We start from the raw sequence: 18,148 nt of genomic DNA on the forward strand, positions 1-18,148 counted from the left end.
CGGGGCGGGTGGGTGGAGACTTGGGGGAGTCGATGGCGAGGGATGATCGGGCGTTTCCGCTGACGCGAGGGCAGCTTGATATCTGGTTATCCCAGGAAGCCGGTTTCGCCGGCACCCAGTGGCAGCTCGGTCTGCTGGTCAAGATCGACGGCAAGGTCCATCGCGACGCGCTCGAGCAGGCCATCACCCAGGCCGTCGCCGAAGCCGAACCCGGCCGGGTCTCGTTCTTCGAGGTCGACGGCCAGGTGGTGCAGAAGCCGATCGACTACCCGCACGTCGAGCTGGCTTTTCACGACCTGACCGACCACGCCGACCCGGTGGCCGAGGCGCGGGAGATGTCGTCCGCCATTCAGCGCACGCCGATGCCGTTGAACGGCCAAATGTTCAAATTCGTGCTTTTCCAAACAGGGCACGACGAATTCTATTTGTTTGGTTGCTGCCACCACATAGCTATCGACGGTCTGGGCATGGCTCTTGTTTGCCGACGGGTGGCCACCATTTATTCGGCAATGGTGGCCGGTAAGCCGATTCCGGACGCTTACTTCGGCACGGTGCAGGACCTGATCGACCTGGAGTCGGGCTACGAGGCCTCCCCGGACTATGCCGAGGACAAGGCGTACTGGAGCGAGCACCTGCCGCCGGAGAGCGGGCCGGTCGACCGGCTGCCCGACGCCGAAGGGGAGCGCGACCACTACTCGCCGTCCGCGTCGGTACAGCTGGACCCGTCCGTCGCCAACCGGATCAAGGAGCTGTCCAAAAAGCTTGCCATCCGCCGCTTTTCGGTCACCACCGCCGCGTGCGCGCTGTTGGTGCGCGGCTGGTCGGGTAGCGGATCGGAGGTGGCGCTGGACTTCCCGGTCAGCCGGCGGGTGCGTCCGGAGTCCAAAACGCTGCCCGCGATGCTGGCCGGCGTGGTGCCGCTGGTGCTCAGCACCGCGCCCGAGTCGACGGTCGCCGACTTCTGCAAGCACGTCGACAAGCGCATCCGCGAGCTGCTGGCGCACCAGCGCTTCCCGGTGCACACCCTCGAAGGCGACGGGTTGCGGCAGGCGCCCAACCGGGTCGGGATCAACTTCATCCCGTCCCGGCTGACGCTGGACCTGGCCGGTTCCCCGGCGACGGCGTCGTACACCAACCACGGCCCGGTGGGGCATTTCGGGTTGTTCTTCCTGGGCGCCGGCGACCAGCTGTTCCTCAGCACCGCGGGCCCGGGCCAACCGTTCGCCAGCTTCGGCGTCGCGGACCTGGCCGGTCGGCTGCAGCAGATCCTGGCCGCGATGACCGAGGACCCGGACCGCCCGCTGTCCTCGATCGAACTGCTGACCGGCGACGAGCCCGCGCTGATCGACCGGTGGAGCAACCGTCCGGCGCTGACCGAGCCCGCACCCGCCCCGGTGTCGATCCCCCAGGCCTTCGCCGAACACGTGCAGCGCACCCCCGACGCGGTGGCGGTGACGTTCGGGGCGACCTCGCTGACCTACGCCCAGCTCGACGAGGCGTCCAACCGGCTGGGCCATCTGCTCGCCGACCACGGCGTGGGCCCGGGCGACTGCGTGGCGGTGATGTTCCCCCGCTGCGCCGACGCCATCGTCTCGATGCTGGCGGTGCTCAAGACCGGGGCGGCCTACGTGCCGATCGACCCGGCGCACGCGTCGTCGCGGATGGACTTCGTGCTCGCCGACGCCGCCCCCAGCGCGGTGATCACCACCTCCGACCTGCGCTCGCGGCTGGACGATCACGACCTCCTCGTCGTCGACGTGCACGACCCGGCCGTCGAAGCCCAGCCCGGCACCGCGCTGCCGTGGCCGGCGCCGGAGAACACCGCCTACATCATCTACACCTCGGGAACCACCGGGACCCCCAAAGGTGTTGCCATTCCTCATCTCAACGTCACCTGGCTGATCGAGTCGCTGGACGCCGGCCTGCCGCCCGGAAACGTGTGGACGCAGTGCCACTCGTCGGCGTTCGACTTCTCGGTGTGGGAGATCTTCGGCGCCCTGCTGCGCGGCCGGCGGCTGCTGGTGGTGCCCGAGTCGGTGGCGTCGTCGCCGGAGGACTTCCACGCCCTGCTGGTCGCGGAGCAGGTCAGCGTGCTCACCCAGACGCCGTCGGCGGTGGCGATGCTCTCACCCGAGGGCCTGGAGTCCACCGCGCTGGTGGTGGCCGGCGAGGCCTGCCCGACCGACGTGGTCGACCGGTGGGCGGCGCCCGGGCGGGTGATGCTGGACGCCTACGGCCCGACCGAGACCACGGTGTGCGCGTCGATCAGCACACCGCTGACGGCCGGCGACCCGGTGGTGCCGATCGGCTCGCCGATCGCCGGGGCGGCGATGTTCGTGCTCGACAAGTGGCTGCAGCCGGTGCCCGCCGGCGTGGTGGGCGAGCTGTACCTGGCCGGCCGCGGCGTGGGGCACGGCTACGTGCGCCGGCCCGGCCTGACCGCCTCGCGGTTCGTGCCCAACCCGTTCGGCGCCCCCGGCTCGCGGATGTACCGCACCGGCGACCTGGTGTGCTGGGGCCCCGACGGGCAGCTGCAGTACCTGGGCCGCGCCGACGAGCAGGTCAAGATTCGCGGCTTCCGCATCGAGCTCGGCGAAATCCAGTCGGTGCTGGCCGGTTTGGACGGGGTGGAGCAGGCGGCGGTGGTCGCCCGCGAGGACCGGCCCGGCGACAAGCGCCTCGTCGGCTACATCACCGGCACCGCCGACCCGGCCGAGCTGCGCGCGCAGCTGGCCGACCGGCTGCCGCCCTACATGGTCCCGACCGCGGTGATGGTGCTCGACGCGCTGCCGCTGACCGGCAACGGCAAGCTGGACAAGCGCGCGCTGCCCTCGCCGGAATACGCCGCCGGCGAATACCGGGCGCCCGGCGACGCGATCGAGGAGATCCTGGCCGACATCTACGCCCAGGTGCTGGGCGTGGAGCGGGTCGGGGTGGACGACTCGTTCTTCGACCTGGGCGGCGACAGCATCCTGTCCATGCAGGTGGTGGCCCGCGCCCGCGCGGCGGGGGTGATCTGTCGGCCGCGCGACGTGTTCGTCGAGCAGACGGTGGCCCGGCTGGCGCGGGTGTCCCAAGTGGCTGTCGACGGCGAGTTGGGCGCGGCCGACGAGGGGATCGGGCCGGTGCGGCCCACCCCGATCATGCGCTGGCTGCAGGACATCGACGGCCCGATCGACGAGTTCAACCAGACCATGGTGCTGGCCGCGCCCGCCGGGGTCGGTGTCGACGACGTCGCGGTGGTGCTGCAGGCACTGCTGGACCGCCACCCGATGCTGCGGCTGCGGGTGCAGGACGACGGCGCCGGTGGCTGGTCGCTGGAGGCGCCCGAGGTCGGCTCGGTGCGCGCGGCCGACTGCCTGCGCGCGGTCGACAGTTTGTCCGACGCCGCGCTCGTCGAGGCGCGGTCCCGGCTCAACGTGTCCGACGGCGTACTGCTGTCCGCGGTATGGGCAAGCGAGACAAGCCAATTGGCGTTGGTTGTTCATCACCTGGCGGTTGATGGGGTGTCGTGGCGGACGTTGATCGAGGACATCAACATCGCCTGGGCGCAGCATCAGGGTGGTCAGGAGATCGCGTTGCCGGTGCCGGGCACGTCGTTTGCGCGGTGGTCGTCGATTCTGGCCGAGTACGCCAAGAGTCCGGCGGTGGTGGCTGCGGCGGCGGCGTGGCAGCAGGTGGTGGCCACGCCGGCGGTGTTGCCGGCGGTGGGGCCCGATGACACGTATGCGTCGGCGGGGCAGTTGTCGGCGTCGCTGGATGTGCAGACCACCCGGTTGTTGTTGGGGGAGGTGCCGGCGGCGTTTCACGCTGGGGTGCAAGACATTTTGTTGATTGCGTTCGGGTTGGCCTGCACGGAGTTCGTGGGTGGTGGCGCGCCGATCGGTATCGACGTGGAGGGTCACGGGCGGCACGAGGAGATCGCCTCGGGGGTGGATCTGTCTCGTACGGTGGGCTGGTTCACCACGAAATATCCTGTGGCACTGAGGATGGGCCGGCGTCTGGATTGGGCGCGGGTGGTGGCGGGGGAGGCCGCGCTGGGCGCGGTGATCAAGGATGCCAAGGAGCAGTTGCGGGCGCTGCCCGACGGCCTGAGCTACGGGTTGCTGCGCTATTTGAACCCCGAGATCGAGGTGCAGGGGCCGGATCCGGTGATCGGATTCAACTACCTGGGCCGGCTGGGTGCCGGCGCCGACCTGTCCGAGGAGATGTGGCGGGTCAGCGCCGACAGCCTGTCATCGGCCGCGGTGGCAACGGCCGTGCCAATGCCGTTGGCGCACACCGTCGAACTCAACGCCGGCACCATGGACACCGACGCCGGCCCGCAGTTGCACGCCAACTGGACCTGGGCGCGCTCCGTGCTCACCGACGAGCAGCTAAACCGGTTGAGCCGGTTGTGGTTCGAGGCGCTGACCGGCATCTGCGCGCACGTGCAGGCCGGCGGCGGCGGGCTGACGCCGTCCGACATCGCGCCCGCCCGCCTCGACCAGCAGCAGATCGACGAACTCTGCCAGCAGCACCAGATCGCCGACGTGCTGCCGCTGAGCCCGGTCCAGCAGGGGCTGCTGTTCCACACCGGCTTCGCCCAGGAACTCGAAGACCTCTACGCCGTGCAGCTCGGCATCACCGTGAGCGGCACCCTCGACCCGCACAGGCTGCGCGACGCGGTGCAGAACGCGGTCAACCGCCACCCCAACCTGGTCGCCCGCTTCTTCGACGAATTCGGCGAGCCGGTGCAGATCATTCCCGCCGAACCCGAAATGGCTTGGCGCTACCTCGAACTCGACGGTGGCGACATCGACGGACAGCTCGAGCAGCTGTCCGCGGACGAACGCGCCGCCGTGTGCGATTTGGCCGGCCAGCCCGCCTTCCGGGCCGCGCTGATCCGCATCGCCGACGACCGGCACCGGCTGCTGCTCACCATCCACCACATCGTGATCGACGGCTGGTCGCTGCCCGTGCTTCTCCAAGAGGTGTTCGCCGGCTACTACGGCCAGCGGCTGCCCGCGCCGCCGTCGTACCGCAGCTACCTGATGTGGCTGTCCGCCCAGGACCGGGCCGCCGCCCAGGACGCGTGGCGCGAGGCCCTGGCCGGGTTCGAGACCCCGACCCTGGTGGCCCCGCCGGGCAAGATCGGGCGGCGCGCCGTTGCCACCTATACGGTTTCGGCCGACACCACCAAGGCGCTCGGCGAGCTGGCCCGCTCCAGCCGCACCACCGTCAGCACCGTCCTGCAGGGCGCCTGGGCGCAGCTGCTCACCTGGCTGACCGGCCAGCACGACGTCGCCTTCGGCACCGCCGTCTCCGGCCGGCCCACCGAGCTGCCCGGCGCCGACGCCATGGTCGGCTTGTTGATCAACACCGTGCCGGTGCGCGCCGACATCGCCGCCGCGACCACCGTCGTCGACCTGCTCGAGCAGCTGCAACGCGCGCACGCCGACACGCTCGAGCATGAACACTTGGCGCTCAACGAAATTCACCGCGTCACCGGGCACGACCAACTGTTCGACACCCTGTTCCTCTACGAGAACTACCCGATCGACGCCAGCGCGCTGCTCGACGTGCACGAGCTGGCCGTCACCGAGTTCAGCAGCCGCGAATTCAACCACTACCCGCTGTCGGTGGTGGCCACCCCGGGCCACGAACTGAGCCTGCGGGTCGAGTACGACACCGAGGTGTTCGACGAGGCCGGCATCGAAACCCTGATCGAGCGGCTGCGCCAGGTGCTGGCGGCCATGACCACCGATCCCGGGCAGCGGCTGTCGGCGATCGACCTGCTCGACGCCGCCGAGCATGAGCGGCTCGACGCCTGGGGCAACCGGGCGGTGCTGACCCGGCGGCCCGCCGCGCAGGCCTCGATCCCGGCGCTGTTCGCCGCGCAGGTTGCCCGCGCCGCCGACGCGGTGGCGATCACCTGCGGCGAGCGGTCGTTCACCTACCGCGAGGTCGAGGAGTCGGCAAATCGGTTGGCGCACTTGCTTTCCGGGCAGGGCGCGGGCCCAGGTCAGCGGGTGGCGGTGGTCATTCCGCGCTCGGCCGAGGCAGTGGTGGCGATCTTCGCGGTGCTCAAGACCGGCGCCGCCTACGTGCCGATCGACCCCGGCGTGCCGGCGGCCCGGCTGCAGTTCGTGCTCGCTGACTCCGCACCCGTCGCCGCGGTCACCACGGCGGAGGTGCGCGACCGGCTGGACGGGTTCACCGGCCAGATCATCGATTTCGACGACCCCGCCGTCGCCGAGCAGCCCGCCACCGGCCTGCCCGTCCCGGCCGCCGACAACATCGCCTACATCATCTACACGTCGGGCACCACCGGAACCCCCAAGGGCGTGGCCATCCCACACCGCAACGTGACGTTGCTGCTGGAGACACTCGACGCTCAGCTGGGGTTGGGCCAGGTGTGGACGCAGTGTCACTCCCTGGCGTTTGACTTCTCGGTGTGGGAGGTCTTCGGCTCGCTGCTCTACGGCGGCCGCCTGGTCGTGGTGCCGGACGCGGTGGTGCGCTCGGCCGAAGACTTGCACGCGTTGTTGGTTCGTGAGCAGGTCAGTGTGTTGAGTCAGACGCCGTCGGCGTTTTATGCGTTGCAGAGTGCTGATGCGTTGGCCCCGGAGTTGGGTCAGCAGTTGAAGTTGCAGACGGTGGTGTTCGGCGGTGAGGCGCTGGAACCGCATCGGTTGGCGACGTGGCTGCATCATCATCCGGGGTTGCCGCGGATGATCAATATGTATGGCATTACCGAGACGACGGTGCATGCGTCGTTCCGGGAGATCGTCGATGCCGATGTGGATAGCAGCGACAGCCCGATCGGCGTGCCGCTGGCCAATCTGGCCTTCTTTGTGTTGGACGGGTGGTTGCGCCCGGTCCCGGTCGGTGTGGTCGGCGAGCTCTACGTGGCCGGTGGCGGCCTGGCCACCGGCTACGTCGGCAGGCCCGGCCTGTCCGCCACCCGCTTCGTGGCGTGCCCGTTCGGCGGGCCCGGCGCGCGGATGTACCGCACCGGCGACCTGGTGCGCTGGGGCGCCGACGGGCAGCTGCAGTACATGGGCCGCGCCGACGCGCAGGTCAAGATCCGCGGTTACCGCATCGAGCTCGGCGAGATCCAGGCCGCCCTGGCCGGTTTGGACGGCGTCGAGCACGCCGCCGTGATCGCCCGCGAGGACCGGCCCGGCGACAAGCGCCTGGTCGGCTACATCACCGGCACCGCCGACCCGGCCGAGGTCCGCGCGCAGCTGGGCGAGCGGCTGCCCGGCTACATGGTGCCCTCGGCGGTGGTGGTGCTCGACGCGCTGCCGCTGACCGTCAACGGCAAGCTGGACACCCGGGCCCTGCCCGCGCCCGAATACTCCGACGTCGACCGGTACCGCGCCCCGGTGACCGCGATCGAGGAGATCCTGGCCGACATCTATGCCCAGGTGCTGGGCGTGGAGCGGGTCGGGGTGGACGACTCGTTCTTCGACCTGGGCGGCGACAGCATCCTGTCCATGCAGGTGGTGGCCCGCGCCCGGGCCGCCGGCGTGATCTGCCGGCCCCGCGACGTCTTCACCGAGCAGACGGTGGCCCGGCTGGCCCGGGTCGCCACCGTCGCCACCGGCGACGACGACGTCGTCGACGAGGGCACCGGCCGGGTGGTGGCCACCCCGATCATGCGCTGGCTGCAGAACATGGACGGCCCGGTCGAGCAGTTCAACCAGACCATGGTGCTGGCCGCCCCCGCCGGCGTCACCCCCGACGACGTGGCCGCGGTGCTGCAGGCGCTGCTGGACCGGCACGCGATGCTGCGGCTGCGGGTCGAGGACGACGGCGCCGGCGGCTGGTCGCTGGAGGTGCCCGAGGCCGGCTCGGTGCAGGCCGCCGACTGCCTGGAGACCGTGGACGCGTTGTCGCCGGCGGCGCTGGTTGACGCCCGGTCGCGGCTGAACCTCGCCGACGGCATCCTGGTGCGCGCCGTATGGGCAAGCGAGACAAGCCAATTGGCGTTGATCATCCACCACCTGGCGGTCGACGGGGTGTCCTGGCGGACCCTGATCGAGGACCTCAACATCGCCTGGGCGCAACACCACAGCGGCCAGCCGGTGGCCCTGCCGACCGGCGGCATGTCGTTCGCCCGCTGGTCGGCGCTGCTCGAGGACCACGCCCGCCGGCCCGAGGTGGTCGAGCGCGCCGAGGACTGGCGGCAGGTGGCCGCCGTCCCGGCGGTGCTGCCCGGGGCGCAACCCGGGGACACCTACGCGACGGCCGGGCAGTTGTCGGCGTCGCTGGACGTGGAGACCACCCGGCTGCTGCTGGGCGAGGTGCCCGCGGCGTTTCACGCCGGGTTGCAAGACATTCTGCTGATCGCGTTCGGGCTGGCCTGGACACAGTTCATCGGCACCGGCGCGCCGATCGGCATCGACGTGGAGGGCCACGGCCGCAGCGAGGAGCTGGGCCCGCAGGTCGACCTGTCCCGTACGGTGGGCTGGTTCACGGCCAAGTACCCGGTGGCGCTGCGCCTCGGCGGGCTGTCCTGGGGTCAGGTGGTCGGCGGCGACGAGGCGTTGGGCGCGGTGGTCAAGGAGGCCAAGGAGCAACTGCGGGCCCTGCCCGACGGCCTGACCTACGGGTTGCTGCGCTACCTGAATCCCCAAGCGGGGCTGGATGTTTCGGATCCGGCGATCGCGTTCAACTACCTGGGCCGGCTCGGCGGCGGGGCCGCCGAGCTCTCACCCGAGCTGTGGCGGCTGAGCCCGGACAGCTTCGCGCTGGCCGGCGCGGCCGGGGCGGTGGAGCTGCCGCTGCCGCACACCGTGGAGCTCAACGCCGGCACCATGGACACCGAGGACGGCCCGCACCTGCAGGCCAACTGGACGTGGGCCCGCTCCGCGCTGGACGACAAGCAGATCGGCCGGCTTTCCGAGCTGTGGTTCGACGCCCTGGCCGGCATCTGCACGCACGTGCGGGCCGGCGGTGGCGGGCTGACGCCCTCGGACGTCGCCCCCGCCCGGCTGACCCAGCGGGACCTCGACGAGCTGGCTCAGCGGTACCGGGTCGCCGACGTGTTGCCGCTGACCCCGCTGCAACAGGGGCTGCTGTTCCACGCCGGCACCGCGCAGGGCAGCCAGGAATCCGAAGACCTCTACGCCGTCCAGCTGGACATCTCCGTGACCGGCGCCGTCGACCCCGACCGGCTGCGCGAGGCGGTGCGGACCGTCATCACCCGCCACCCCAACGTGGTGGCCCACTTCAGCGAGGACTTCGGCGAGCCGGTGCAGATCCTGTCCGCCGAGCCCGAGCTGGCCTGGCAGTACGTCGAGCTGGACGCCGGCGCCGACCTCGACGAGCAGGTGGAGCGGCTGTCGTCGGCCGAACGCGTCGCCGTCGCCGACCTGGCCCAGCCGCCGCTGCGCGGCGCGCTGATCCGCACCGCGGAGGACGCCTACCGGTTCGTGCTCACCAACCACCACATCGTGCTGGACGGCTGGTCCAAGCCGCTGCTGCTGCAAGAGATCTTCGCCGCCTATTTCGGGGTGCGGCTGCCCGCGCCGGTGCCTTACCGCAACTTCATCACCTGGCTGTCGGCGCAGGACCGGGCCGCGGCGCAGGCGGCCTGGCGCGAGGTGCTGGCCGGTTTCGACACCCCCACCCTGGTGGGCCCGTCGGGCCGGATGGCCCTCGGGCCGCGCGGCGTGGCCGAGTTCCACGTTCCCGCCGACACCAGCAGGCTGCTCGGCGAGCTGGCCCGCTCCTGCCGCACCACCGTGAGCACGGTGCTGCAGGCGGCCTGGGCGCAGCTGCTGATGTGGCTGACCGGGCAGCACGACGTGGTGTTCGGCACCGCGGTGTCGGGCCGTCCGACCGAATTGGCCGGATCCGAGTCGATGGTGGGCCTGCTGATCAACACCGTGCCGGTGCGCGCCACGATCGGCGCCGAAACCACCATCGCCGACCTGCTTGACCAGCTACAACGGGCTTACACCCACACGCTGGAGCATCAGCACCTGGCGCTGAACGATATCCATCGTGTAACGGGGCACGACCAGATTTTCGACACAATGTTCGTGTACGAGAACTATCCCATCGATACTGCCGCGCTATCGGCTGTGGACGAGTTAACTATTACTGGATTTACGAACCGGGAATACAACCACTATCCACTTTCGGTGCAAGCCGTGCCGGGCCATGAGATCGGTCTTCGCGTCGAGTTCGATACCGACGTGTTCGGCGAGGCAAGGATCGAAAAGGTGATCGAACGATTCCGGCGCGTGCTGGAAGCCATGACCGTGGACTTGGAGGAACAGTCATGACCGTCGGTGCGGGACGGCGATTGTTGTCGATCGATCTGCTGGATGGCGGCGAGCACGACCGGCTGGACGAGTGGGGTAACCGGGCGATCCTGACCAAGCCGGTCAAGGCTCCGGCATCGATCCCGGGGATGTTCGCGGCCCAGGTGGCGCGCTCCGCGGAGGCCGTGGCGCTGTCCTTCGAGGGTCGCTCGATGACGTACCGCGAGCTCGACGAGGCGTCGAACCGGCTGGCGCACCTGCTGGCCGAGCAGGGCGCGGCCCCCGGCGAGTGCGTGGCTTTGCTGTTCTCCCGGTCCGACGAGGCGATCGTGTCGATCCTGGCGGTGCTCAAGACCGGCGCGGCCTACCTGCCGATCGACCCGGCGCTGCCCGCGGCGCGGATGGAATTCATGCTCGGCGACGCCACCCCGATCGCCGCCGTCACCACCGCCGGCCTGCGCGACCGGCTGGAGGGCTTCGACCTGCCGGTGATCGACGTCGACGAGGCCGCCGCGGAGATCGAGCGCACCCAGCCCAGCAGCGCGCTGCCCGGGCCGTCGCCCGACGACATCGCCTACATGATCTACACCTCGGGCACCACCGGCACCCCCAAGGGCGTGGCGGTCACCCACCGCAACGTGACCGAGTTCCTGAAGACCCTGCACCCCAAGCTGCCGTCGGGCCCGGGACAGGTGTGGTCGCAGTGGCACTCGCTGGTCTTCGACGTCTCGGTGTGGGAGACCTGGGGTGCGCTGCTGCACGGCGGGCGCCTGGTGGTGGTGCCCGAATCGGTGGCGGGTTCGCCCGATGACCTGCACGACCTGCTGGTGGCCGAGGGTGTCACCGTGCTCAGCCAGACCCCGTCGGCGGTGGGCATGCTCTCGCCGGAGGGCCTGGACTCGACGGCGCTGGTCGTCGCCGGTGAGGCCTGCCCGGCCGAGGTGGTCGACCGGTGGGCGCCGGGCCGGGTGATGATCAACGCCTACGGCCCGACCGAGGCCACCGTGTACGCCGCGATGAGCGCCCCGCTGACCGCGGAGTCCGGCGCCCCGCCGATCGGCTCGCCGGTTCCCGGCGCGGCGCTGTTCGTGCTGGACAAGTGGTTGCGGCCCGCGCCCGAGGGCGTGGTCGGCGAGCTGTACATCGCCGGCCGCGGCGTCGCGACCGGGTACGCCCGCCGGGCGGGCCTGACGGCCTCGCGGTTCGTGGCCTGCCCGTTCGGCGGGCCGGGCGCGCGGATGTACCGCACCGGCGACCTGGTCCGGTGGGGCGCCGACGGGCAACTGCAATACCTCGGCCGCGCCGACGAGCAGGTCAAGATCCGCGGCTACCGCATCGAACTCGGCGAGATCCAGTCCGCCCTGGCCGCGCTCGACGGCGTGGACCAGGCCGCCGTCATCGCCCGCGAGGACCGCCCCGGCGACAAGCGCCTGGTCGGCTACATCACCGGCACCGCCGACCCGGCCGAGCTGCGCACCCAGCTGGGCAAGCGGCTGCCCGCCTACATGGTCCCGGCCGCGGTGGTGGTGCTCGAGTCGCTGCCGTTGACCGTCAACGGCAAGCTGGACAAGCGCGCCCTGCCCGCGCCGGAATACCACAAGCGCGCCGGCCAGTACCGCGCCCCGTCCAACCACACCGAGGAGATCCTTGCCGACATCTACGCCCAGGTCCTCGGCGTGGAGCGGGTCGGTGTCGACGACTCCTTCTTCGACCTGGGCGGCGACAGCATCCTGTCCATGCAGGTGGTCGCCCGCGCCCGGGCGGCGGGGGTGATCTGCCGGCCGCGCGACGTGTTCGTCGAGCAGACGGTGGCCCGGCTGGCCCGGGTGGCCAGCGACGGCGCCGACGAGGAGCAGGTGGTCGACGAGGGCATCGGGCCGGTGCAGGCCACCCCGATCATGCGCTGGCTGCAAACCGTGCAGGGCCCGATCGACGACTTCAACCAGACCATGGTGCTGGCCGCGCCGTCGGGCGTCACCGCCGACGACGTCGCGGTGGTGCTGCAGGCGCTGCTGGACCGCCACCCGATGCTGCGGCTGCGGGTCGAGGACGACGGCGCCGGCGGCTGGAACCTGCAGGCGCCCGAGCCGGGCTCGGTGCGCGCCGCCGACTGCCTGCAGTCGGTCGACACCCTGTCCGACGCGGTGCTCGTCGCGGCACGGTCCCGGCTGAACCCGGGCGCCGGCGTCATGGTGAGCGCGGTATGGGCAAGTGAGACAAGCCAATTGGCGTTGATCATCCACCACGTGGCCGTCGACGGGGTGTCCTGGCGGACCCTGATCGAGGACCTCAACATCGCCTGGGCGCAACACCACAGCGGCCAGCCGGTGGCACTGCCGGCCGGCGGCACCTCGTTCGCCCGGTGGTCGTCGCTGCTGGCCGAACACGCGCTGACCCCGGCGGTGGTCGAGCAGGCCGACGCCTGGCGCGAGGTGGTGGCCACCCCGGCCGTGCTGCCGGCGGTACAGCCCGAGGTGGACACCTACCAGAGCGCCGAGCAGCTGTCGGTCTCGCTGGACGTCGACACCACCCGGCTGCTGCTGGGCGAGGTGCCCGCCGCGTTCCACGCCGGCGTGCAGGACATCCTGCTGATCGCCTTCGCGATGGCCTGGACGCAGGTCGTCGGCGCCGGCACCCCGATCGGCATCGACGTCGAGGGCCACGGGCGCCACGAGGAGCTGGGCCCGCACGTGGACCTGTCGCGCACCGTGGGTTGGTTCACCACCAAATACCCGGTGGCGCTGGCGATCGACGGCCTGGACTGGGCCAGCGTGGTGGCCGGCGACGACGCGCTGGGCGCGGCGGTCAAGGCCGCCAAGGAGCAGCTGCGCGCCCTGCCCGACGGCCTGACCTACGGGCTGCTGCGCTACCTCAACCCGGACGTCGACCTCGGCGGGTCCGACCCGGTCATCGGGTTCAACTACCTGGGCCGGCTGGGCGCGGCCGCGGACCTGCCCGGCGAGCTGTGGCGGCTGAGCCCGGACAGCCTGTCGCTGAGCGGCGCGGCCGCCGCGGTGGCGATGCCGCTGATGCACACCGTGGACCTCAACGCCGGCACCATGGACACCGAGGACGGCCCGCACCTGCACGCCAACTGGACGTGGGCGCCCTCGGCGGTGGACCGCGACCAGATCAGCCGGTTGAGCCAGCTGTGGTTCGAGGCGCTGGCCGGGATCTGCGCGCACGTGCGGGCCGGCGGCGGCGGGCTGACCCCGTCCGACATCCTGCCCGCGCGGCTGAACCAGCGCCAGATCGACGAGCTGAGCAAGCAGCACCAGATCGCCGACATCCTGCCGCTGACCCCGCTGCAGCAGGGTCTGCTCTTCCACGCCAGCTTCGCCCAGGACCCGGGCGACGACGTCTACGCGGTGCAGCTGGGCATCACGGTGACCGGCGCCCTGGATTCGCACCGCCTGCACGACGCCGTGCACACCGTCGTCAACCGCCACCCCAACCTGGCCGCCCGGTTCTGCCCGCAGTACGGCGAACCCGTGCAGGTCGTCCCGGCCGACCCGGTGATGGCCTGGCGGTACATCCAGCTGGGCCCCGAAGACGTCGACCCGGAACAAAAGGTGGAGGAGCTGTGCGCCGCCGAACGCGCCGCCGTCAGCGACCTGGCCAACCGGCCGGCGTTCCGGGCCGCGCTGATCCGCACCGCGGACAACCGGCACCGGTTCGTGCTGACCAACCACCACATCGTGATGGACGGCTGGTCGCTGCCCATCCTGCTGCGCGAGATCCTGGCCATCTACTACGGCGACCAGCTGCCCGCGCCCGCCACCTACCGCAGCTACCTGACCTGGCTGGCCGGCCAGGACCGCAGCGCGGCGCAGGCGGCCTGGCGTCAGGTGCTGGACGGATTCGACACGCCCACCCTGGTGGGCCCGGCCGGCCGGATGCGGCTCGGCCGGCGCGCCGTGGAGTCCTACCGGCTGTCCGCCGAGACCACCCGCGCGCTGGGCGAGCTGGCCCGCGCCTGCCACACCACCGTCAACACGGTGCTGCAGGCCGGCTGGGCGCAGCTGCTGATGCGACTGACCGGTCAGCATGACGTGGCGTTCGGCACCGCGGTGTCGGGCCGGCCGGCCGACCTGGCCGGCGCCGAGTCCATGGTGGGCCTGCTGATCAACACCGTGCCGGTGCGGGCCAACACCCACGCCGAAACCACCGTCGCCGACCTGCTGGACCAGCTGCAGCAGCACCACAACGACACCCTGGAACACGAGCACCTGGCGCTCAGCGAGATCCACCGGGTGACCGGGCACGACGCGCTGTTCGACACCCTGTTTCTGTACGAGAACTATCCGATCGACACCAGCGTGCCGCTGGGATTCCACGAGTTGGCCATCACCGATGTCACCAACCGCGAGTACAACCACTACCCGCTGTCGGTGATGGCGCTGCCGGGTCGCGAGCTCGGCCTGCGCGTCGAATTCGACACCGACGTGTTCGACGCGGCCGGCATCGAGAAGCTGACCGAGCGGTTCCAGCGGGTGCTGTCGGAGATGACGGCCGACCCGACTCGACGGCTGACATCGCTGGAGGTGATGGACGAGGCCGAGCACGAGCTGCTCGACGCGTGGGGCAACCGGCCGGTGCTGAGCCAGCCGGCCACCGGCACCTCGATCCCGGCGCTGTTCGCCGCGCAGGTGGCCCGCACCCCGGACGCGGCGGCGCTGACCTTCCAGGGTCGCTCGATGAGCTATCGGGAACTCGACGAGGCGTCAAACCGGTTGGCGCACTTGCTGATCGAGGAGGGCGCCGGCCCGGGCGAGTGCGTGGCGCTGCTGTTCTCCCGCTCGGCCGAGGCGATCGTGTCCATCCTGGCGGTGCTCAAGACCGGGGCGGCGTACCTGCCGATCGACCCGGCGCTGCCCGCCGCGCGGATCGAGTTCCTGCTCGGCGACGCCGAGCCGGTCGCCGTGGTCACCACGGCCGCGCTGCGGTCGCGGCTGGACGGCTGCAAGCCGTCGGTCGTCGACGTCGACGACCCCGCGCTGGCCGGCCAGCCCAGCGCCGCGCTGCCCGTCCCGTCGTCGGACAACATCGCCTACCTGATCTACACCTCGGGCACCACCGGCGTGCCCAAGGGGGTGGCGGTCAGTCACGACAACGTCGCCCAGCTGGTGGAGTCGCTGCACGCCGACCTGCCCGAGGGCGGGGTGTGGGCGCAGTGGCACTCGCTGGTGTTCGACGTGTCGGTGCACGAGATCTGGGGTGCGCTGCTGCACGGCGGGCGCCTGGTGGTGGTGCCCGAGTCGGTCGCCGCCTCCCCGGACGAGTTGCACGACCTGCTGGTCGCCGAGGGCGTCACCGTGCTCAGCCAGACCCCGTCGGCGGTGGGCATGCTCTCGCCGGAGGGCCTGGACTCGACGGCGCTGGTGGTGGCCGGTGAGGCCTGCCCGGTCGAGATCGTGGATCGGTGGGCGCCGGGCCGGGTGATGATCAACGCCTACGGCCCGACCGAGGCGACGGTGTACGCCGCGATGAGCACGCCGCTGCAGCCCGGCACCGGGTCGGCGCCGATCGGGTCGCCGGTGCCGCGCGCCGCGCTGTTCGTGCTGGACCGGTGGCTGCGCCCGGCACCCCCGGGTGTGGTCGGCGAGCTGTACATCGCCGGTCACGGCGTGGCCACCGGGTACGCGCGCCGATCGGGCCTGACGGCGTCGCGGTTCGTGGCCTGCCCCTTCGGCGGCCCCGGCGCGCGGATGTACCGCACCGGAGACCTGGTCCGGTGGAACCAGGACGGTCAGCTCGAATACCTGGGCCGCGCCGACGAGCAGGTCAAGCTGCGCGGCTACCGCATCGAGCTCGGCGAGGTGCAGGCGGCGCTGGCCGGCCTGGACGGCGTGGAGCAGGCGGCGGTGATCGCCCGCGAGGACCGGCCCGGCGACAAGCGCCTCGTCGGCTACATCACCGGCACCGCCGACCCGGTCGGCATCCGCATCCAGTTGGCCGAGCGGCTGCCCGCCTACATGGTGCCGGCGGCGGTGGTGGTGCTGGACGCGCTGCCGCTGACGGTCAACGGCAAGCTGGACAAGCGCGCCCTGCCCGCCCCCGAGTACCGGAAGCGGGGCGGCGAATACATCGCCCCGACGAATCCGACCGAGGAGACGGTGGCCGGCATCTTCGCCCGGGTGCTCGGGATGGAGCGGGTCTCGATCGACGACTCCTTCTTCGAGCTGGGCGGCGACTCGCTGTCCGCGATGCGGGTGATCGCCGAGATCAACACCGCCGTCGACGGCGCGCTGTCGGTGCGCACCCTGTTCGACTCGCAGTCGGTGCGGGCGCTGAGCCAGCGGATCACCAGTGGCGCCGACGCCGAGAACGCCGCGGGCCCCGGCTTCGCGGCGGTGCACGGCGCCGACGCCAAGGAGGTGTACGCCCGGGACCTGACCCTGGACAAGTTCCTCGACGCGACGACGCTGTCGACCGCGCCGACGCTGCCCGGTCCCAGCCCCGAGGTGCGCACCGTCCTGCTGACCGGGGCGACCGGCTTTTTGGGCCGCTACCTGGTGCTGGAATGGCTCGAGCAGCTGGAGCAGGTCGACGGCAAGCTGATCTGCCTGGTGCGCGCCCGCTCCGACGAGGAGGCCTGGGGCCGGCTGGAGAAGACCTTCAACACCGGCGACCCGGAACTGTTGCGGCACTTCCAGGAACTGGCCGAGGAACACCTGCAGGTGGTGGCCGGCGACAAGGGCCAGGCCAACCTCGGCCTGGACGAGCAGACCTGGCAGCAGCTGGCCGACACCGTCGACCTGATCGTCGACTCCGCGGCCGTGGTCAACGGCGTGCTGCCCTACAGTGAGCTGTTCACCCCCAACGTGGGCGGAACGGCCGAGCTGATCCGGCTGGCGCTGACCACGAGGAAGAAGCCGTTCGCGTACGTGTCGACGTCGGACGTGGGACGCCAGATCGAGCCGTCGGCGTTCACCGAGGACGCCGACATCCGGGTCATCAGCGCCACCCGCGTCATCGACGGCAGCTACGCCAACGGGTACGGCAACAGCAAGTGGGCCGGCGAGGTGTTGCTGCGCGAGGCCCACGACCTGTGCGGGCTGCCGGTCTCGGTGTTCCGCTCCGACATGATCCTGGCCGACACCAGCTACGCCGGCCAGCTCAACGTGACGGACATCTTCACCCGGATGATCCTGAGCATCGTGGCCACCGGCACCGCGCCCAAGTCGTTCTACCGGCTCGACGCCGACGGCAACCGGCAGCGCTCGCACTTCGACGCCCTGCCCGTCGAGTTCGTCGCCGAGGCGATCGCCAAGCTCGGCGCCCAGGTGATGGACGGGTTCGAGACCTACCACGTGATGAACCCGCACGACGACGGGATCGGGCTCGACGAGTACGTCGACTGGCTGATCGAGGCGGGTTACCCGATCGAGCGGGTCGACGACTTCGGTGAGTGGCTGCAACGCTTCGAAACCGGTCTGCGCGGGCTGCCGGAACGGCAGCGGCAGAACTCGGTGCTGCAGATGTTGCTGTTGCTGCTGCGCGACCCGAAGAACCTGCAGCCCGCCGAGCCGGCCCGCGGCGCCTTCGCGCCGACCGACCGGTTCCGGGCCGCGGTGCAGGAAGCCAAAGTCGGCTCCGACAATGACATCCCGCACATCAGCGCGCCGGTGATCGTCAAGTACGTCACCGACCTGCAACTGCTCGGTTTGCTCTAACCCTCCGAGAACTCCGGCGACGGCCTGGTCCCCGCGGACTGCGCCGTCGCCGGAGCATGCGCGTGTCCCGTCGCCTTGCACGGAGACCCCCCTGCCTATCACGGGGCAATAACGCCCGATGCCCGGTCCGCGGCCGCATACCCCCATCACCAATCCATACTGTATGGCATTGGAACGCGTTTCGGCAGTACCTGAAGTACGTATACGACCTAA

General features: G+C 70.9%; 2 protein-coding genes. Both read left to right on the forward strand.

Annotated elements, in window-relative coordinates; translation table 11 throughout:
- Nucleotides 1-32 precede the first annotated feature (32 nt).
- Complete coding sequence (locus tag MAA44156_RS06025) at nt 33-10,280, forward strand: non-ribosomal peptide synthetase (protein WP_121035770.1); 10,248 nt, start codon at nt 33-35, stop codon at nt 10,278-10,280.
- Nucleotides 10,281-10,303: 23 nt separating this feature from the next.
- Nucleotides 10,304-17,935: a non-ribosomal peptide synthetase gene (locus tag MAA44156_RS06030; RefSeq protein ID WP_428842551.1), complete on the forward strand. Its 7,632-nt coding sequence runs from the start codon at nt 10,304-10,306 to the stop codon at nt 17,933-17,935.
- Nucleotides 17,936-18,148: the final 213 nt, after the last annotated feature.

The organism is Mycobacterium avium subsp. avium (genome assembly GCF_009741445.1).
Taxonomy (GTDB): domain Bacteria; phylum Actinomycetota; class Actinomycetes; order Mycobacteriales; family Mycobacteriaceae; genus Mycobacterium; species Mycobacterium avium.

What these genes read in the sequence shown, in the direction of transcription:
- MAA44156_RS06025 (WP_121035770.1), top strand. Translation starts at nt 33, where the DNA reads ATGGCGAGGGATGATCGGGCGTTTCCGCTGACGCGAGGGCAGCTTGAT.